Source organism: Marinactinospora endophytica (genome assembly GCF_054780875.1).
The window spans coordinates 67,721-85,497 of sequence record NZ_BAAGVM010000005.1 but is presented as its reverse complement, the minus strand read 5'-3'; the positions used below and the strand labels follow the sequence as shown (position 1 = coordinate 85,497).

Sequence of the window (17,777 nt, the reverse complement as noted above, 5' to 3'; positions counted from 1 at the left end):
GAAGAGGTCCCCGGGCACGCCTCCCCGCGCCTTCGAAGTGGCGGACTTCACGACGTGAGGGGCGGCCCCGACGGGGCGGGAATCCCCGCTCGGTGTTCCTCCGACGGATCCTGGCCGGAAAGACGACGGAATCCGCTTCGGTCGGCGTGGTGGCGTACGGTATCGCTCATGGGGACAGCATCCGACCGGCCTTCCACCTCGGTCGAGGACTATGTGAAGGCCATCTATGACCTTCAGGAGCGCGGTTCGGGACCGGTGACCATCTCGCGCGTGGCCGAACGGCTGACCGTGTCCAACTCCTCCGTCTCGGGCATGCTGCGCAAGCTCGGCGACCTCGGCCTGGTCGACCACCAGCGCTACGGTGACGTCCGGCTCACCCCCACCGGCGACAAGCTCGCGCTGGCGGTGCTGCGCCGCCACCGGCTGATCGAGCTGTACCTCGTCGAGGCGCTCGGCTACTCCTGGGACGAGGTCCACGACGAGGCCGAGATCCTGGAGCACGTCGTCTCCGACCAGTTCGTGGACCGCGTCGCCGACCGTCTCGGCGATCCGACGGTGGACCCGCACGGGGATCCCATCCCCACCCGCGACGGTCAGGTCGTCGAGCGCGAGGTCCGACTGTTGTCCCAGGCCCAAAGCGGCACCTCCGGCGTGATCGTCCGGGTCAACGACTCCGACCCCGAGCTGCTGCGCTTCCTCGCCGAGCAGGGCATCGGCATCGGGTTGCGCATCGAGGTGGTCGAACGTCAGCCCTTCGGGGGGCCGTTGATCGTCCGTCTGGGCCAGCCGGGGGACACCCGTGACCAGTCGCTGGGGCTGGGCGCGGCCGAGGCGCTGTGGATCACCCCCTTCTCCTGAGCGCGCGGCCCGCCCCCTCCCGCGGTAAGCGAGTATCCCCCTAGAAGGTGCAAAAACGGTCAGAAACGTTTGTTGGGGACCCATGTGGTAATTAGTTAGGCGTGCCGAACATCAGAGATTGGCCGGCCTTCACCCGCGTCGCGGCCGCCACCTCCCTCGCCTCCGCGCTCCTCTCCTGCGCCGCGTGCTCCGGCGCCTCCTCCGACAGCGCCGACGACGGCGAGCTCAAGGTCCTCACCACTTTCACCGTCCTGGCCGACATGGCCCGCAACGTCGCGGGGGAAGGGGTCACGGTCGAGTCGATCACCCGCCCCGGCGCCGAGATCCACGAGTACGAACCCACCCCCGACGACCTCGTACGCGGCCAGGGGGCCGACCTCATCCTGGACAACGGCCTCGGCCTGGAACGATGGTTCGAGCAGTTCACCGACCAGGTGGACGCCCCCTCCGCCACGCTCAGCGACGGCGTCGAGACCATCCCCATCTCATCCGGCTCCTACCGGGGGCAGGCCAATCCACACGCCTGGATGTCACCCGCCAACGCCCTGATCTACGTCGACAACATCGCCACGGCGCTCGGCGAGATCGACCCGGCCAACGCCGAGACCTACACGGCCAACGCCGAGACCTACAAGGCCGAGATCGGCGAGATCGACACCTTCCTCACCGAGGAGCTCTCCGCCCTGCCGCACCACCGGCGCGCCCTGGTGACCTGCGAGGGCGCGTTCTCCTACCTCGCCCGCGACGCCGGTCTCCAAGAGCGCTACCTCTGGCCGGTCAACGCCGACTCCGAGGGGACCCCGCAGCAGATCGCCGCGGTCGTCTCCTTCGTCAGGGACAACGAGGTCCCCGCGGTCTTCTGCGAGAGCACGGTCAACGACGGCGCGCAGCGCCAGGTCGCCCGCGAGACCGGCGCGGAATTCGGGGGCTCCCTCTACGTCGACTCGCTGTCGGACGCCGACGGGCCGGTACCGACCTACCTCGACCTGCTGCGCCACGACGCCGAGACGATCGTGGCCGGCCTGACCGCCTCGGAGAGCACGGAGGAGACCGCATGAGCCAGGAAGGGGCCGAGCTCGACCGGGAGCCCGCGGTACGGGTGGAGGGCGTCGGCGTCGGCTACGGCGACGTGCTCGCCCTGGACGGTGTAGACCTCGCCATCGCGCAGGGACGTGTCTGCGGTCTGGTCGGCGCCAACGGGTCGGGCAAGTCCACCCTGTTCAAAACGGTGACCGGGATGATCACGCCGGCCCGCGGGCGGGTCCTGGTGCACGGGTTGACGCCGACCGCCGCCCGCAAGCGCGGCCTGATCGGCTACGTCCCTCAGTCCGAACAGGTCGACTGGGCCTTCCCCGTGCGCGTGGCCGACGTGGTGATGATGGGCCGCTACGGCCACATGGGCATCACCCGCCGGCCCCGCGCCGCCGACCGGGCGGCGGTCGCCGACGCGCTGGAACGCACCCACCTGTCCGACCTCGCCGACCGCCAGATCGGCGCCCTGTCGGGTGGGCAGCGCAAACGCGCCTTCGTCGCCCGCGGCATCGCCCAGGGGGCGCGGGTCTTCCTGCTCGACGAACCGTTCGCCGGCGTGGACAAGCGCTCGGAGGCCACCATCGTGGAGGTGCTGCGCGCCATGCGCGACGCGGGGCACACTCTGGTGGTGTCCACCCACGACCTGGCCGGGGTCCCGGAGCTGTGCGACGAGGTGGCGCTGCTGCAACGCCGCGTGGTCGCCCACGGGTCCCCCGAGGAGGTGCTGACCCCGCAACGGCTGCTGGAGACGTTCGGCATCGAGGGCCGCCCGGTGCGGGAGGTCGCGTGATGGAGGCGTTGCTGGACTGGTTCACCGTCCCCTTCCAGTTCGAGTTCATGCGGCGGGCCCTGCTGGTCGCCGTGGTGGCCGGCGGGGTGTGCGCGGTGCTGTCGTGCTGGCTGACCCTGATCGGCTGGTCCCTGCTCGGTGACGCCGTGTCCCACGCGGTGCTGCCCGGGGTGGTGCTGTCCTACCTGTTCGGTCTCCCCTTCGCGGCGGGGGCGCTGGTGTTCGGGGCGGGCTCGGTGGCGCTGATCGGCGTCGTCAACCGGACCTCGCGGGTCAAGGAGGACGCGGTGATCGGAATCGTGTTCACCGCGATGTTCGGGGCCGGGGTGGTGCTCATCTCGAAGATCCCCAGCGAGACCGACCTGATGCACATCCTCTTCGGCAACGTGCTCGGGGTCTCCGACGCCGAGATCGCCCAGATCCTGGTCATGGCGCTGGTGACGCTGGTCGTCGTGGCGGTCAAGCACCGCGACCTGACGCTGTTCGCGTTCGATCGGGTGCACGCCCACGCCATCGGGCTCAGCCCGCGCCGCTTGGAGGCGCTGTTGCTGGGGCTGCTGTCGGTGACGGTCGTCATCGCGTTGCAGGCCGTGGGCGTGATCCTGGTGGTCGCCATGGTCATCATCCCCGGCGCGACCGCCTATCTGCTCACCGACCGCTTCGAACGGATGCTGGCGATCTCGGTCGCGGTGTCGGTGGCCGCGTCGGTGCTGGGCACCTACGCCAGCTTCCATTTCAACGTCGCCACCGGCGGCGCGATCGTCGTGACCCAGGCCGCCGCGTTCGGCCTGGCCTACCTGTTCGCGCCGCGGCACGGGGTGCTGGGGCGCCGGCTGCGCACGCGCGCCGTGGTGGCGCGCGGTGAGGCGCCCCGGGCCAGCGCGCCCTCCTGAGCACCACCCGCGAAGCGCCACCCCGCCGGAAAGGCGTGTGGCCCGGTCCGCCGATGGACCGGGCCACGCTGGTGAGGGCGGGAGATGTCCCGCCAACGCGGCAGCGGACCGGTCGATCGCCGGGTGACGCGCTGTCCGGACGGCGGACGGGACCGTTGTCTCCCGTATGACCTCGCCTACGGCGAGTCGCCTTCCTCGGACCCGGGCCGCGGCTCGCCGCCTGGCACCTTGCCCCCACCGCAGGCCGTTCCCCGCGATCGGCGCAGGAGGCATCCCGGCCCCACCGGGCGGGTCCCTTGTCCGCGGGGCCGCTCCTGCGTCACAGTTACCGGCATGGAGACACGACCCGGCCCGCGCAGGCGCGTCACCATCGTGCGGACGGAGCCGTTCACGACCCGGCGGCTGCGGATGGAGCCGTTGCGGGTCGAGGACGCCGAGGAAATGGCGGGCGCGCTCGCCGATCCCGCTCTGTACGAGCACATCGGTGGGCGACCGCCGAGCCCCGTGGAGCTGCGACAGCGTTACGAACGGTTGGTGGCCGGTTCCGCGGAGCCGGGGATCTCCTGGTGCAACTGGGTGGTCCGCGACGGTACCGGCACGGCCGTGGGGACCGTGCAGGCCACCATCGGGCCGGTGCCCGGCGGGCTCGGCGCGGTCATCGCCTGGATGGTGGGCGTCCCCTGGCAGGGACGCGGGTTCGCCTCCGAAGCCGCGCGGGGCCTGATCGCCTGGCTGCACGCGCGCGGGGTCCGTCCCGTCACCGCGCACATCCACCCCGACAACCTGGCTTCGGAGGCGGTGGCCCGCAACTGCGGACTGCGCCGCACCGACCGCCACGCCGACGGCGAACTGGTGTGGACCGAGGCCACCTGAGCCCACGGCGGCGCTTTGCCGCGGTCCTGGAGAAGCCGCCGCCCCGTTCGGCGTGCCCCACACCGGCACATGGTGCGCCGGACCGCTTCGATGCCCTTTCGTTCCCGCCCCGACGGTGGACCCCACAGCGAACCCGTCGATGTGACACAGATCACTGGGAAAGTTGGTCGGGGTGGCGGCCCCCGCCGTGAGGGCGGCGGGGAGGTCCGCCCCCCGACGGGGCTGACCTGGCCCTTCCACGACCGTCCTCACCGCGGACCGCCCCTCCGTGTGAGAGCGCTGTTTCACGGGTGTTACGAGAGGTCACATCACGGCAACCAGCAGTCTCTAGTCTTCTCGACGGAACCCCTCCCGTTGAGCAGGAAGGCTCGAACGTGGCCCCCGAAACCGTGACGGACCCACCCCGCTCGGGCGGACGCTGGATCACCCACTGGGACCCCGAGGACGAAGGGTTCTGGCAGGCCGGCGGGCGCCGCGTGGCCAACCGCAACCTGTGGGTGTCGATCTTCGCCGAGCACCTGGGCTTCTCCGTGTGGAGCCTGTGGTCGGTGCTCGTCCTGTTCATGACGCCGGAGAACGGGTTCGCCTACTCCGCCGAGCAGAAGTTCCTGCTGGTCTCCCTCGTGACCCTCGTCGGCGCGGTGCTGCGCGTGCCCTACACGCTGGCGGTGGCGAGGTTCGGCGGACGCAACTGGACGCTGGTGTCGGTGGCGGCGCTGCTCCTGCCGACGGTCCTGGCGGTGGTGCTGATCCAGCGTCCCGAGACCCCCTTCGCGGTGTTCGCGCTGTTGGCCGCGACCGCCGGCCTGGGCGGCGGCAACTTCGCCTCCTCCATGGCCAACATCAACTTCTTCTTCCCCGAGCGCCACAAGGGATGGGCGCTGGGGCTCAACGCCGGCGGCGGCAACATCGGCGTTCCCGCCATCCAGCTCGTGGGACTGGCCGTGATCGGCCTGTTCACCGTCGCCAACGGCGCCTACGTCCCCCTGCTCTACCTCCCCTTGATCCTGCTGGCCTGCTGGATGTCCTGGCGTTTCATGGACAACCTGGCCGGGGCGCGCTCCGATGTCTCGGCTCAGATCGCGGTGTGCCGCAACCGTCACGCCTGGATCATGTCCTTCCTCTACATCGGTACGTTCGGCTCCTTCATCGGCTACGGGTTCGCCTTCGGCCTGGTCTTGCAGAACCAGTTCGACCGCACCCCGCTGGAGGCCGCCGCGATCACCTTCCTGGGCCCGTTGCTGGGGTCGTTGTCACGCCCGGTGGGAGGCCGGCTGGCCGACCGCTTCGGGGGAGGGCGCATCACCCTGTGGACGTTCGTCGCGATGGCGCTGGGCACCGGCCTGATCATCATGGCCTCGGTGCAGCAGTCCCTGCCGTTGTTCCTCCTGGGCTTCATCCCGCTGTTCCTGCTCACCGGGATCGGCAACGGGTCGACCTACAAGATGATCCCGTCGATCTTCGCCGCGCGCGCCGAGGACCGTATCGCCGAGGGTGAGGAGCGCGAGACCGCCATGGCCGAGGCCAAGCGGCTGTCAGGGGCGCTGCTGGGGATCGCCGGCGCGGTCGGGGCGTTGGGCGGGGTCGCGATCAACCTGGTGTTCCGCGAGGCGTTCGCCTCGGCCGGCAGCGCCACCCCGGCCTTCGTCGCCTTCCTCGGGTTCTACCTCGTCTGCATCCTCGTCACCTCCCTGGTCTACCTGCGCCGCCCGGCGCGCACGACCGAGCGGGCCGCCTCGTGACCGCCACCCACTGCCCCTACTGCGCCCTCCAGTGCGCCATGCGGGTGGAGCCCACGCCCGACGGCGGATACGCGACCCGCCCCGCGCCCTTCCCCACGAACCGGGGCGGGCTGTGCCGCAAGGGGTGGAGCGCCGGCGAGCTGTTGAGCGCCCCCGACCGCCTCACCTCGCCGTTGCTGCGGCCGCGCAAGGACGCGGAGCTGCGGCCGGTGGACTGGGGGACCGCGCTGGACCACGTGGCCTCCCGCCTGCGCGGGCTGCGCAGGAGCCACGGCGCCGACGCGGTGGCGGTGTTCGGCGGGGGCGGCCTGACCAACGAGAAGAGCTACCTGCTCGGAAAGTTCGCCCGGACCGCGCTGGGCACCTCGCAGATCGACTACAACGGCCGGTTCTGCATGTCCTCCGCCGCCGCCGCGGGGATGCGCGCCTTCGGCCTGGACCGGGGACTGCCGTTCCCGGTCACCGACCTCGCCGGGGCCGAGACGATCCTGCTGGCCGGCGCGAACGTCGCCGAGACGATGCCGCCCCTGATGGGCCACCTCAGCGGCGCCCGGCTCGTCGTCGTCGATCCGCGTCGCAGCGCCACCGCCGAACACGCGCTCGCCAACGGCGGCCTCCACCTGGCGCCACGGCCGGGCACCGATCTCGCGCTGGCGCTGGGCCTGTTGCACGCCGCCCGCGAGCAGGGGCTGCTCGACCACGACTACATCGCCGAACGCACCACCGGCTTCGCCGAGACGTGGGCGCACGCGGCGGCCTGGTGGCCCGAACAGGCCGAGCGCGCCACCGGTGTGCCCGCGGCCGACATCCGCGCCGCGGCCCGGCTGCTGGGCGCCGCCTCCGGCGCCTACATCTTGTCCGGGCGCGGCACCGAGCAGCACGCCAAGGGCACCGACACCGTCTCGGCCTGGATCAACCTGGCGCTCGCGCTGGGCCTGCCCGGCCGGCGCGGATCCGGGTACGGCTGTCTCACCGGACAGGGCAACGGCCAGGGCGGGCGCGAGCACGGGCAGAAGGCCGACCAGCTGCCCGGCTACCGCCGGATCGACGATCCGGTGGCGCGCGAGCACGTCGCGGGCGTGTGGGGCGTGGCCGCCGCGGACCTGCCGGGCCCGGGACGCAGCGCCTTTGAGCTGCTGGACGCGCTGGGCGGCGCCGACGGACCGCGCGCGTTGCTGCTGTTCGGATCCAACCCGGTGGTATCGGCCCCCGACGCCGGCCGTGTCCGAAACCGGCTCTCCGGCCTGGAACTGCTGGTCGTGGCCGACTTCGTGTTGTCCGAAACCGCGGCGATGGCCGATGTGGTCTTTCCGGTCACCCAGTGGGCCGAGGAGAGCGGCACGATGACGAACCTGGAGGGGCGGGTCCTGCGCCGGCGCCGGGCCGTTCCCCCTCCCCCGGGGGTGCGCAGCGACCTTGAGGTACTGCACGGCCTGGCGGTGCGCCTGGGCCGCCCGGCCGAGGCGTTTCCCACGGACCCCGACGCGGTGCTCGCCGAACTACGCGCCGCCTCCGCGGGGGGCGCGGCCGACTACTCCGGCGTCACGCCCGAGCGGCTGGAGGCCGGAGAGGCCCTGCACTGGCCCTGCCCCGAGGACGGTTCGACCGCGCCACGGTTGTTCCTGGACTCCTTCGCCCACCCCGACGGCCGGGCCCGCTTCGTCGCGGTCGCCCACCGCGATCCGGCCGAGACCACCGACACCGACTACCCCCTCGTCGCCACGACCGGACGGCTGCTCGCCCACTACCAGTCGGGGGCTCAGACGCGCCGCGTCGGCGAACTGGCCGCGGCCGAACCCGAGTCCTACGTCGAGGTGCACCCCGACACCGCCGCGCGCAGCGGCCTGGCCGAGGGGGACTGGGCGCGTGTCAGGTCCCGGCGCGGTAGCGCGGTCGCCCGCGTGCGCTGCCGTCCCGACGCCCGTCTCGACACCGTCTTCCTGCCCTTTCACTTCGCCGGTGACCAGCGCGCCAACCTGGTGACCAACCCGGCGTTGGACCCGACGAGCAGGATGCCGGAGTTCAAGGTGTGCGCGGTCCGGCTGGAGCCGGAGGCGCCGTTCCAGGAGGAGGTCAGCCGATGAACCGGCAACCGCGCCACATCGTCGTCGTCGGACACGGGATGGTAGGGGCCCGATTCGTGGAGGAGGTGGCGCGCCGCGATCCCGACGGCGAACGAGTCCGGCTGACCGTCGTGGGGGCCGAGCCCGGGGTCCCCTACAACCGGATCCTGCTCCCCGACCTGCTCAACGGCAGGCTGGAGGAGGCGGACCTGGCCCTCGCCTCGGTCGCCTCCACGGCGGTGGAGGCGCGGTCCGGCGTGTCGGCCACCGCGCTCGACACCGCCGGCCGCAGCGTCCGTCTCGACGACGGTTCCACGCTGGGCTACGACGAGCTGGTGCTGGCCACCGGCGCCCAGGCCGCCTTCCCACCGGTGTCGGGTCTGACCCGGGACGACGGGACACCGGCCGCGGGGGTGACCGCGCTGCGCGACCTGGCCGACTGCCGCCGGTTGATGGAGCTGACCGGTCCCGGGTCGCCCGTCGTCGTCCTGGGCGGAGGTGTGCTCGGGCTGGAGGCCGCCCGCGCCCTGACCGAGCGGGGGGTTCGGGTCTCGCTGGTGGAGTCCTCCCCGTGGTTGATGCGCCGCCAACTGGATCGGGCGGCGGCGCGGATCCTCGGCGCGCGGTTCACCGCGTTGGGGGTGAGCGTGCACTCCTGGCGCGTCGCCGCGCGGTGGATCCCGGGAACCGGGCTGGAGCTGGACGACGGGCGGGTGCTGCCCGGCGACGCGCTGGTCGTCACCGCCGGGGTGCGGCCGCGCACGGGCCTGGCCGAAGCCGCGGGGATCGCCGTGGACCACGGCGTCGTCGTCGACGACCTGCTGACCACCAGCGATCCGCGCGTCCACGCCATCGGGGACTGCGCCCGCCACCCCTCGGGCGGCGGGGGACTGGTCCAGCCCGGCTGGGAGCAGGCCGCGGTCCTGGCCGACCTGCTCACCGGGACCGCGCCCGAGGCCCGCTACCGGGGGACGCGCCCGGTCACCCGGCTCAAGGCCGAGGGGATCGAGCTGGCCTGCCTGGGGGAGGCCACCGCGGAGGAGAACGACACCACCCACACCGTCACGATCTGCGACGCCCACGCGGGCCGCTACGCCAAGCTCGTCGTGCGCGACGAGCGGGTGGCCGGCGCGATCCTGCTCGGCTTCCCCGACGCCGCGGCGACGATCATCCAGCTCTACGACCAGGGCGCCCCGGTGCCCGCCGACCGGATTTCACTGCTGCTGGGCCGCACCGCGCCCGAACCGGGCCCCGACGGCGCCGGCCCGGCCCTGGTGTGCCGGTGCAACGGGGTCGACCGTGACCGGTTGGAAGGGGCCTGGCTCGACGGCGCGCGCACCCGCGAGGCCGTCGCCGAGCGGACCCGCGCCACCACCGGCTGCGGGGGCTGTACCCGTGACGTCGACGCGCTGTTGGCGGCCTGGAACCAGGGCAGTCCCGCGGCGGTGTAGCGGGGGCCGGGCGCGCTCACCCCGCCCTGTCCGTGACCGGGTGGGGGACCACGATCAGCTCGTCGGGGCCGTTGACCATGAAGGAGGCGACCCGGGCCGGCGATCGGCCGGGGTCGGCGAGCGCGACGGCGGGCAGGCGGCCGAAGAGCGTCCGAAGGGCGATGTCGGTCTCCAACCGGGCGAGGTGGGCGCCCAGGCAGAAGTGCGTCCCGTGGCCGAAGGCCAGGTGCCGCTTGTCGGCGCGGGTGGGGTCGAACTCGTCGGGGGCGGTGGGGTGCACGGCCGGGTCGCGTCCCGCCGCGGCGAAGGCGAGGAGGATCGGGTCGCCCCCGCGGATGAGGACGCCCTCGCCCAGGTCGATGTCCTCCACCGCGTAGCGCAGCGGCAGGTGCATCACCGGTCCCTCGTGGCGCAGGGTCTCCTCGATGACGTCGTTCCAGCCGATGACGCCCCCGCGCACCAGGTCCACGTGGCGGGGGTGGGCCAGCAGGGCGTGGACGGCGCTGGTGATGAGGTTGACCGCGGTCTCGAACCCGGCGCCGAGCATGAGGAAGAGGGTGTCGATCACCTCCTGCTCCGGCAGGGGACCGGCGTCCCCGTGCGGCGCGAGGAGGTCGCCGACGAGGTCGGGGCCCGGGTGGCGACGCTTGTGGCGCAGCAGCTCGATGAGTCCGGCCTGGAGCTCGGCGTGGTTGGCCCGGGCGCGCTCGGGGGAGGCGGCGGTGTCGAGGATGGCGTCGACGCCGCCGGCGATGCGTTCGCGCATCGCCTCGGGAACGCCGAACAGGTCGCAGATGACGGTGACGGTGAGCGGGCGGGACAGCGCCTGGCGCAGATCGGTCCGCTCGCCCGGCGCGAGCCGGGCCATCCCGTCGACCAGGGCCTCGGCCGTGGCCTGGACGCGTGGGCGCATCGCCTCGACCCTTCGCGGCGAGAAGGAGACGGAGACGCGGCGACGCCGCTCGTGGTGCTGTGAGCCGTAGGCGTTGACGAAGCTGCGTTGCAGGGCGACCGTCCTCAGCGCCCAGCCCTCGGGCACATGAGCCCGCCCGGGCCAGTGCCGGTAGGGGTCGCGGGAGACCCGGGGGTCGGCGGTGAGCGCCCTGATGACGTCGTACCGGGTGACCGACCAGGCGATGACCCCTCCGGGCAGCTCCACCCGTACGGCCGGGCCCCGCGCGCGGAGCCCGGCGGCCTCCTCGTGCGGCGCGGTGGCGGTGGGGTCGAGTACGGGACAGCGGGAGAGGGGGACGGCGTCCATCGGAGCCTCCGGAGGGCGTGTTCTCGTGTGCCGTGGAACGCGCGCGTGGCCGGCCGCGCCTCGCCGGGAGGGACGGCCGTGCCGACGGCACGCTTCCCCGTTTCTACGTCGGGCACAGGTCCGGGGCAATGGCGCGCGGTCGGGAAGCGGGGACGGGCGGGGAGGCCGCTGGTGGACCGGTTGGGACGGATCCCGAACCCCGGTTGCGGGCGAAGCGGAGAAACGAGGAGGAACAGGAAGCCGCGCCCCTGACGGTTACATTCCCGTCAGGACCGGCGTTCGTCGCCCTGGCCCGGCCGCTCCCGCGCCCCGTCGAGAACGGCGTAGTCGCCCAGGGCGGGACGCAGCAGACCGAATATCCGCTCTGCCGCGTTGGTGAGCTCGGCGGCGATCCGGTCGGCTCCGCGGCCTTGCAGGGTGAGCCGGACGGTCTCCTCGAACAGCACCCGATGGGCCGCCGCCAGCAAGGCCGCCGCGGCGCGCGGGGTGACGTCGCCGGCGGTGCCCGTCGTGGCGGCCAGGGCCTCGGCCAGGGCGTTCTCCCGGATGTCGTGGAAGTCGCGCAGCCGCGCCATGAGGGTGGGGCTGTCGACGACCATGCGGGTGAACTCGGGGCCGGCGAAACCGATGACCGGGTCGCGGCGGGCGACGGCGGCGAGGAAGGACCGGTGCAGCGCGTCCAGCGCGGACTCGCCGGGAGCGCGTTCGGCGACGGCGCGGGCGAGCCCCGAGGTGAACTGCTCGCCCAGGTCGAGGGCCAGATCCTCCTTGCGCGGGAAGTAGTTGGTGACCGTCATCTTGGCGACCTGGGCCGCGGCGGCGATCTCGGCGATCGTCACGTTCTCGAAGCCCCGTTCGACGAACATGCGGGTGGCGGTATCGGAGATGGCCTGCCGGGTCTGCCTCTTCTTCTGTTCGCGCAGGCCGGCCGTTGCGCCGGGCCGGGAACCGCCGCGCCCCCCATCGCGTTTTCCTGGGTCGGACATAAAAATATGTTGACACGAAATATGTACCGAGGCTAGGTTTCGCCGGCCGAGAGCGAGGCGGACGCCTTCGCGACCGGAGACGAGAGGGAGGACCGACCATGCAAGAACGACCCCCGTCGGAGTTCGACGCCGGCGCCGAATTCGACCGTCAGGTGGACACGCTCATCGCCAAGGGATACCCCGAGGCCGCGGGGCTCGACACGGAGGCGTTCACCGCCCTGCTCGCCCCCCTGCGCGCCACCGCCGTCGCCCACGGCGCGTCCCTGCGCCCGCCCGCCCCGGGACGCGCGCCGTTCGTCGTGGTCCTCACCCGCGCCCTCGCGCCCATCGAGTGGGCGATGTCGCGCACCACGCTGGCCCGCGGCTCCAAGGCCGGCTTCGTCGACCGCCTCTACGAACCCGGTGCCATCGAACGGTTCGTCCCCACCGACGCGACGCGGCCACCGGACGAGCGCGCCTACCTGCTGTTCGACGTGGAGCGCGGCGAGGAGTTCTGCGGCGCCGTTCCCGAGGACGCCATGGCCACCATCGCCCAGCGGGGCCGCAGCACGCTGACCATCGAAGAGGGCATCGCCCTGGTCACCCACCATCCCGACGCCCTGGAGAAGAACCGCTGCTTCTCCCTGGCCGGATCCCGGTGCGGCGACCGTCGGGTACCCGCGATCTGGATCAGTCAACGGGCGCCCAAGCTGGGCTGGTGCTGGGCGGGCAACCCGCACACCTGGCTCGGCATGGCATCGGCCGCGCGGCGCGCCGCGGCCTGAGGCGCTCTTCCGCGCCCCGGCCGGGGAGCCGGGGCGCGGCGGAACCCCCTCAGCGGGCGGATGTCCTTCCGCCGGGGGCGGGGCGACCGGCATGATGACGGCCCTGGGGCCGCCCTTCGCGCCGAAGGTCCCGTCAGCGGCGACACCAGGGCACCCGAAGCAGGAACCTCCCGCCCAGCAGCGCGGAGGCGGCGTCTCAGGCGTGTCGGGCCACGGGCCGGGAGCGTGCAGGTGGCCGTCACGATGAAGCCGATACCGAACAGGGAGGTCCAGACGGTGGCCTTCGCCGCCGCCCGCCGGATCGCGGCGCCGGCCCGCGTCACGGCCCCCGCGCCATGGCGCTCACACCGGCGACGGGCGGGATGTTGAGGCCCGTCCGAGGGGGCAGCGCCCCCACCGGTGCGCAGCCGGCATCGATCGGGACGGCCGCCCCGCCCCACGGCCGGCCCCGGAAAGAGCGGGCTCAGCCGCCCACGCCCCTGCCCGCCTCGACGGAGGAGACGAGGTCGATCGTGTGGCGGGCGACGACCTCGGGACGGGCGCGCGGCATCCAATGGCCTCCGGGGACGCGCACGACACGGGAGTTCGGCGCCCACCGCCGCACGGCGCCCTGCATCGCGGCGGTGACGAAGACGTCGTGCGCCGGGGCGAGCACCTGGACCAGGACGGGGGTACGCCGTTCCTGCGGGGCGCGCAGGCGCTCGCGCACGTTCGCGCGGTACAACCCCAGCCCATTGAGCAGGTCGCGCAGCGCCCGCCCGTGCGAGGGGGCCTCGTGCTCGCCGACCCGCTCCAGCAGGGACAGGACCGGGCCGCCGATCCCGGTCAGCCAGGCGAGTTCGGGCAACGGCCTCAGGTGGAAAAAGACGATGTAGCCGGACAGGAGCCGCTGCACGGCCAGCTCCCATCGGGCGTGGAGCCCCCCGCGCGCTTGCGCGCGCATCCAGTGGGCGACATGGTCCAGGCAGGGCCCCGACACCGAGGTGAACGAGGCGAACCGGTGGTGGGCGTGCTCCTCGGTCACGGCGTGCCAGGACTGGATCGATCCCCAATCGTGCGCCAGGACGTGGACGGGCCGGTCGGGGCTCACCGTGTCGGCGACTCGGAGCAGGTCCTCGGCGAGGCGGTCCAGGTGGTATCCGTTGCGCTCGCGTGGGGCCGGGGAGCGGCCCGCTCCCCGGACGTCGTAGGCGACGACGTGGTAGCGGTCGCGCAGGAGCCCGGCCACGCCGTCCCACAGCGTGGAGTCGTCGGGGTATCCGTGGACGCAGACGACCGTGGGAGCCTGCGGGTCCCCCTGACAGCGGACGTGGAGCGGCAGGCCGTCACCGGCGACGACACGACACGTGCGCGCCTCGCTCATCCTCTCCTCTTCCCTTCCTGTTCCCGGGGTGAGACCACGGGCCGGACACGGCTTTAGGAGGCGTCGCCTCCCCCGCTCCCGTCGGAGCCGCCGTGGTCGGCACCGAAGACGGGAACGCCGTCGCCGGCGTTCCGGCTCCGGCCGCGCAGGCCCCCGATGAGAACCACGAGGAAGCCCACGAGGAGCACCACGATGACGGCCGTGACCGCGATGTCGAACATGACGCCCCTTTCAGGCGGAGATGACGCCTCACACCCTGCCATAGCAGAGGGGACGGGAGGTGACCACGATGTGGCGGGATCCGGCCATCCTCGTCTTCCGGCCGCGCCCCACCGGATCGCGGCAACGGCGGAGTCCGCCCCCGCGTGCCGCGGCCCCATGAGCGCGCCGTGACGGCGACGTCCTCCTCGGGCGGTGTCCCGTCGCCCGCCTGCCGGGGAAGGGGAGAGGCGGGCCCGGGTGAAGCGCCTGACCCTGCGGCCCCCTCGCCCGGGTTTCTTCGCGCCCCGCCCTCGCCGCGGCGTCTCGGCGCGCTTGGCCGGGGCGCCGGCCGAGCGCGCCGGGAGGCGGCGGGACGCCCCTGGCGCCCCGCCGCCTCCCGGCCGGTCACGGGGCGGTGTCCGCTGTGCCGCCCGGCCGTGTCCGCTACCCGAACTGCCCGATCTGGTAGTCGCCGGCGGGCTGCCGGACGATGACGTTCAGGCGGTTGAAGGCGTTGATGAGGGCGATGAGCGCCACCAGGGCGGCGAGCTGGTCCTCGTCGTAGTGCGCGGCGGCATCAGCCCACGCCTCGTCCGTGACGCCACCGGCGGCGTCGGCGATGCGGGTGCCCTGCTCCACCAGCTCCAGGGCGGCGCGTTCGGCGTCGGTGAAGACCTCGGCCTCCCGCCAGGCCGCGACCAGGTTGAGACGTAGCGAGGTCTCCCCGGCGTGCGCGGCCTCCTTGGTGTGCATGTCGGTGCAGAATCCGCAGCCGTTGATCTGGCTGGCGCGGATCTTCACCAGTTCCTGCGTCGAGGCCGGCAGGGTCGACTCCGAGAGCACCCTGTTCGCCGAGGAGAGGTACTTCGTGATCTTGGCCGAGTTCGGGTTGTCGAAGAGGTTCAAGCGAGCTTTCATGGTGGGCTCCTCTGCCCTTGCCGGTGATGACATACCGATGACGACGTAGCCCGGTGAGATGTGACAGGGGTGAAAGTGACGCGCGTCTCACCGCCCTTCTCCCCGAATCCGCCCGGACGGATTCGGGGGAATCGATGACCGAGGAGGACTCGGCGGCGCCGGGCGGGAGTGCGTACAGTGGGGGAGCAACGCAGCGTGAGGAGGCCGCACATGAGCGCATCCGAACACCGCATCAGCGACGCCGAGCTGGCCCAGGCCGTGGACGCCTCCTACGGCCGGCTGGTCCGCGGCGCCTCCGCGCCCGCCGGGTCGGTCACGATCCACGCCACCGACCCCGAGGAGTGGCGGCGACAGTGGTCGGCCCTGTTCGACGACGGAGAGGACGAGGGTGATACGGCCGGTCACGTTCGAGCCTCTGGCCCAGAGGCAGATCCGGGCGCTGGCGCCCCCTGACCGGGCCGCGCTGTCGGAGGTGCTCTTGGACCTGGCCGGGGCCGCCGATCCGATGACGGTCGTCGACCCCTACCTGCCCGGCGGTATCGGCCCGCTGCCCTTCCACGGTGTGGTGCTCACCGACTCGGCCGAGGCGGTGGTGACCCTCTACCTCGACCACGTGCGGGTGGTCGCCGTACGCCCCCGCCACTGCCCCCTCCCGTGAGCGCGCCGGGGCGAAGCGGAGGGGCGTTGGGCGGGCTCCCCGAGACGACCTGCCGCCCGCGCACCGCGCGGTCGGGCCGGGGACGCGGCCGGCCGCGCGGGCGGCTCAGCGGGGCGACGTCCCCGATCCGGAATCGCCCCCGCTGAGCCGCCTGCGCGCGCCGCGTCCGACCGGGCGCGGTTCCCGCCCCTCCTCGATACAGCGCAGCGTCTCCATCCCGGCCATGGCCCCGGCCCGGTGGAAGGAGCGCGTGTGGGAGTCGTACTCGTGCCAGGCGGCGTCGCGCAACACCACCCGGGCCGCGTAGGGGGGCCGGCCGGCCCCGACCCGCTCCCACGCCTCGAACACGCCCGCTCCGAACGCCTCGGCGAACTCGGCGGGGAGCGGGCCGCCCCTGGACCGTCGCCCCTCCGGCAGGTCCACGACGAACTGGTACTCGCTGTCGGCCCCGGCCGCCAAGGGGAGCATGTCGGCCCAGGCCAGGGCGACCTCCGCGGGGCAGGCCGTCTGAATGACATGGCGGACGTGCACGCCGTGGACGGCCCGGGGCAACGGCGGGGGCGGTGCCACCCGACGGCGTCCCACCGGACGCGGTGGCCGCTCCTCGCGTAGCGCCCGCACCGCCTCCTCCACGGCGAGCCGGGCCGCGATGTCGGTGAGGGTGCCGAGGAAGGCGCGGTCGGCCCCCTCCTCCTCCCACGCGCAGTGCCGCAGCACGGCGTGGACGGGGCAGGGCAGGACCTCGTTCCACCAGATGTCGTACATCTCCTGTTTCAGGGCCGTGGCCAGCCTGTCCGCGAGCGGGTGCCCGCCTGCGGAGTCCGCGCCCATCCGAAGGTGCAGCCGCTCGTCCTCGCCCGAGGGCAGGGGATCGAAGTCGATGACGAACTCGATCCGAGCCCACCCCGCCGGGGAACGCCGCTCGTGGTCGACGTGCACACCTCGTAGCGGGCGGGCCGCGGCGAGACCGTTCTCGAAGGCCATCTGTCTCTCTCCCTCCGGGGGCGGCGCGGCACCATGTGCCACACGGGACGACCACGACGGTAGTGCCCGACTCCGACACGGCCCACCCGTTTTCTCCCTCCGGGCCCACCCGGTTATCCCGTTGCCCCTCGCCGGTCGGATGCGCCAGGCTGCGGCCATGATCGACACGGGACTTTCGGGAAGCGTCGTCTTGGTGACCGGAGCCGCCGGAGGGATCGGCGCGGCCATCGCGCGGGCCTTCGCCGCCCAAGGGGCCAAGGTCGCCGTCCACCACCTGGCCACGCCCCCGCGCCCCCCGCGCGGGGTTCGCTGGGAGCACGTCTTCCCCGAGGCGGAGGACGCCCACGCGCTGGCCGCCGAACTGGGCGGGATCGCGGTCGCGGCCGACCTGTCCGAGGCCGACGCGCCCCGCCGGCTGTTCGAGGCGGTCGGGGAGCGGCTGGGGCCGGTGCGGGTGCTGGTGAACAACGCCGCCCACTGCGAGAGCCCCGACACCGTGGACGCGCTCACCGCGGACGGTCTGGAGCGCCACTACCGGGTCAACGCCATCGCCCCCGCGCTGCTCACCGCCGAGCTCGCCCGACGCGCCCCCGAGGAGGGGGCGTGCGTGGTCAACGTGTCCACCGACGCCGCCCGGGCCTTCCCCGGCCAGATCGGCTACGGCACCTCCAAGGCGGCCCTGGAGGCGTTCACCCGCGCCGCGGCACTGGACCTGGCCTCCTCGGGGATCAGGGTCAACGCGGTCGCCCCCGGCCCGGTCCAGACCGGTTGGATCGGACCGGAGGCGATCGAGGAGGTCCGCGCGATCGTCCCCCTGGGACGTGTCGGCGAACCCGACGACATCGCCGACGCCGTGGTCTTCCTCGCCTCACGTCAGGCCCGCTGGGTCACCGGCCAGGTGCTCCAGGTCGCCGGCGGCCACGCCCTGTGACGCCCTGGA

At 73.1% G+C, this 17,777-nt stretch carries 18 protein-coding genes; 12 read left to right on the top strand and 6 right to left on the bottom strand.

The window, feature by feature from the left end; genetic code table 11:
- Nucleotides 1-168: 168 nt before the first annotated feature.
- From ACYVHU_RS11085 to ACYVHU_RS11050, 8 genes are all read left to right on the top strand, one after another.
- Entirely contained in the window at nt 169-858 is a 690-nt protein-coding gene (locus tag ACYVHU_RS11085; RefSeq protein ID WP_078761297.1) for a metal-dependent transcriptional regulator, read from the top strand.
- 101 nt (nt 859-959) lie between these two features.
- A complete protein-coding gene (locus ACYVHU_RS11080; RefSeq protein ID WP_078761298.1) occupies nt 960-1,916 on the top strand; it encodes a metal ABC transporter substrate-binding protein in 957 nt (318 codons plus the stop codon).
- Nucleotides 1,913-2,680 carry a metal ABC transporter ATP-binding protein gene (locus ACYVHU_RS11075; protein ID WP_078761299.1) on the top strand — a complete coding sequence of 256 codons (768 nt, stop codon included), beginning with the start codon at nt 1,913-1,915 and terminating at the stop codon, nt 2,678-2,680. Before ACYVHU_RS11080 ends, ACYVHU_RS11075 begins: the two co-directional genes overlap by 4 nt.
- Complete coding sequence (locus ACYVHU_RS11070) at nt 2,680-3,573, top strand: metal ABC transporter permease (RefSeq protein ID WP_498948272.1); 894 nt, start codon at nt 2,680-2,682, stop codon at nt 3,571-3,573. Before ACYVHU_RS11075 ends, ACYVHU_RS11070 begins: the two co-directional genes overlap by 1 nt.
- Before the next feature lie 333 nt (nt 3,574-3,906).
- Nucleotides 3,907-4,446 (top strand): GNAT family N-acetyltransferase, encoded by a 540-nt coding sequence (locus tag ACYVHU_RS11065; protein ID WP_078761301.1) that lies wholly within the window; start codon nt 3,907-3,909, stop codon nt 4,444-4,446.
- Nucleotides 4,447-4,820: 374 nt separating this feature from the next.
- A complete protein-coding gene (locus ACYVHU_RS11060; RefSeq protein WP_078761302.1) occupies nt 4,821-6,188 on the top strand; it encodes an MFS transporter in 1,368 nt (455 codons plus the stop codon).
- Complete coding sequence (locus ACYVHU_RS11055) at nt 6,185-8,272, top strand: molybdopterin oxidoreductase family protein (RefSeq protein WP_498948270.1); 2,088 nt, start codon at nt 6,185-6,187, stop codon at nt 8,270-8,272. Before ACYVHU_RS11060 ends, ACYVHU_RS11055 begins: the two co-directional genes overlap by 4 nt.
- Nucleotides 8,269-9,702, top strand: a complete 1,434-nt coding sequence (locus tag ACYVHU_RS11050; protein WP_498948269.1) for an FAD-dependent oxidoreductase — start codon at nt 8,269-8,271, stop codon at nt 9,700-9,702. The genes ACYVHU_RS11055 and ACYVHU_RS11050 overlap by 4 nt, the downstream gene beginning before the upstream one ends.
- Before the next feature lie 16 nt (nt 9,703-9,718).
- Here ACYVHU_RS11050 and ACYVHU_RS11045 read toward each other — a convergent pair whose 3' ends face one another.
- Nucleotides 9,719-10,963, bottom strand: coding sequence for a cytochrome P450 family protein (locus ACYVHU_RS11045; protein WP_498948267.1), 1,245 nt, complete (start codon nt 10,961-10,963; stop codon nt 9,719-9,721).
- Nucleotides 10,964-11,229: 266 nt separating this feature from the next.
- Nucleotides 11,230-11,949, bottom strand: a complete 720-nt coding sequence (locus ACYVHU_RS11040) for a TetR/AcrR family transcriptional regulator (protein WP_078761306.1) — start codon at nt 11,947-11,949, stop codon at nt 11,230-11,232.
- A 98-nt stretch (nt 11,950-12,047) separates the two neighbouring features.
- On the opposite strand from ACYVHU_RS11040, the gene ACYVHU_RS11035 reads away from it, so the two are divergent.
- On the top strand, nt 12,048-12,713 hold the full coding sequence (locus tag ACYVHU_RS11035; RefSeq protein WP_078761307.1) for a DUF5701 family protein: 666 nt from the start codon (nt 12,048-12,050) through the stop codon (nt 12,711-12,713).
- Between the two features lie 463 nt (nt 12,714-13,176).
- On the opposite strand, the gene ACYVHU_RS11030 is transcribed toward ACYVHU_RS11035, so the two are convergent.
- From ACYVHU_RS11030 to ACYVHU_RS11020, 3 genes are all read right to left on the bottom strand, one after another.
- The gene (locus ACYVHU_RS11030; protein WP_078761308.1) at nt 13,177-14,076 is read right to left on the bottom strand and encodes an alpha/beta fold hydrolase; all 900 of its coding nucleotides are present in this window, start codon (nt 14,074-14,076) and stop codon (nt 13,177-13,179) included.
- Nucleotides 14,077-14,129: 53 nt separating this feature from the next.
- Nucleotides 14,130-14,297: a hypothetical protein gene (locus tag ACYVHU_RS11025; RefSeq protein WP_159457247.1), complete on the bottom strand. Its 168-nt coding sequence runs from the start codon at nt 14,295-14,297 to the stop codon at nt 14,130-14,132.
- Between the two features lie 424 nt (nt 14,298-14,721).
- Nucleotides 14,722-15,195, bottom strand: a complete 474-nt coding sequence (locus ACYVHU_RS11020) for a carboxymuconolactone decarboxylase family protein (RefSeq protein WP_078761309.1) — start codon at nt 15,193-15,195, stop codon at nt 14,722-14,724.
- Between the two features lie 210 nt (nt 15,196-15,405).
- On the opposite strand from ACYVHU_RS11020, the gene ACYVHU_RS11015 reads away from it, so the two are divergent.
- Both ACYVHU_RS11015 and ACYVHU_RS11010 read left to right on the top strand, forming a co-directional pair.
- On the top strand, nt 15,406-15,648 hold the full coding sequence (locus tag ACYVHU_RS11015) for a hypothetical protein (protein ID WP_078761310.1): 243 nt from the start codon (nt 15,406-15,408) through the stop codon (nt 15,646-15,648).
- On the top strand, nt 15,584-15,853 hold the full coding sequence (locus ACYVHU_RS11010; RefSeq protein WP_144390054.1) for a hypothetical protein: 270 nt from the start codon (nt 15,584-15,586) through the stop codon (nt 15,851-15,853). Before ACYVHU_RS11015 ends, ACYVHU_RS11010 begins: the two co-directional genes overlap by 65 nt.
- Nucleotides 15,854-15,958: 105 nt before the next feature.
- Here the strand turns inward: ACYVHU_RS11010 and ACYVHU_RS11005 are convergent, their stop codons facing one another.
- Nucleotides 15,959-16,837 (bottom strand): hypothetical protein, encoded by an 879-nt coding sequence (locus tag ACYVHU_RS11005; RefSeq protein WP_498948265.1) that lies wholly within the window; start codon nt 16,835-16,837, stop codon nt 15,959-15,961.
- A 157-nt stretch (nt 16,838-16,994) separates the two neighbouring features.
- Between ACYVHU_RS11005 and ACYVHU_RS11000 the strand changes: the two genes are divergently transcribed.
- On the top strand, nt 16,995-17,768 hold the full coding sequence (locus ACYVHU_RS11000) for an SDR family NAD(P)-dependent oxidoreductase (protein WP_498948264.1): 774 nt from the start codon (nt 16,995-16,997) through the stop codon (nt 17,766-17,768).
- The last annotated feature ends 9 nt before the right edge of the window (nt 17,769-17,777 follow it).

Excerpts from the sequence above, each read along its gene's own strand:
- ACYVHU_RS11020 (WP_078761309.1), bottom strand. The coding sequence starts at position 15,195 with ATGAAAGCTCGCTTGAACCTCTTCGACAACCCGAACTCGGCCAAGATC.
- ACYVHU_RS11050 (WP_498948269.1), top strand. The coding sequence starts at position 8,269 with ATGAACCGGCAACCGCGCCACATCGTCGTCGTCGGACACGGGATGGTA.
- ACYVHU_RS11015 (WP_078761310.1), top strand. The coding sequence starts at position 15,406 with ATGAGCGCATCCGAACACCGCATCAGCGACGCCGAGCTGGCCCAGGCC.
- ACYVHU_RS11000 (WP_498948264.1), top strand. The coding sequence starts at position 16,995 with ATGATCGACACGGGACTTTCGGGAAGCGTCGTCTTGGTGACCGGAGCC.
- ACYVHU_RS11045 (WP_498948267.1), bottom strand. The coding sequence starts at position 10,963 with ATGGACGCCGTCCCCCTCTCCCGCTGTCCCGTACTCGACCCCACCGCC.
- ACYVHU_RS11025 (WP_159457247.1), bottom strand. The coding sequence starts at position 14,297 with ATGTTCGACATCGCGGTCACGGCCGTCATCGTGGTGCTCCTCGTGGGC.
- ACYVHU_RS11085 (WP_078761297.1), top strand. The coding sequence starts at position 169 with ATGGGGACAGCATCCGACCGGCCTTCCACCTCGGTCGAGGACTATGTG.
- ACYVHU_RS11075 (WP_078761299.1), top strand. The coding sequence starts at position 1,913 with ATGAGCCAGGAAGGGGCCGAGCTCGACCGGGAGCCCGCGGTACGGGTG.
- ACYVHU_RS11070 (WP_498948272.1), top strand. The coding sequence starts at position 2,680 with ATGGAGGCGTTGCTGGACTGGTTCACCGTCCCCTTCCAGTTCGAGTTC.
- ACYVHU_RS11005 (WP_498948265.1), bottom strand. The coding sequence starts at position 16,837 with ATGGCCTTCGAGAACGGTCTCGCCGCGGCCCGCCCGCTACGAGGTGTG.
- ACYVHU_RS11065 (WP_078761301.1), top strand. The coding sequence starts at position 3,907 with ATGGAGACACGACCCGGCCCGCGCAGGCGCGTCACCATCGTGCGGACG.
- ACYVHU_RS11035 (WP_078761307.1), top strand. The coding sequence starts at position 12,048 with ATGCAAGAACGACCCCCGTCGGAGTTCGACGCCGGCGCCGAATTCGAC.
- ACYVHU_RS11030 (WP_078761308.1), bottom strand. The coding sequence starts at position 14,076 with ATGAGCGAGGCGCGCACGTGTCGTGTCGTCGCCGGTGACGGCCTGCCG.
- ACYVHU_RS11040 (WP_078761306.1), bottom strand. The coding sequence starts at position 11,949 with ATGTCCGACCCAGGAAAACGCGATGGGGGGCGCGGCGGTTCCCGGCCC.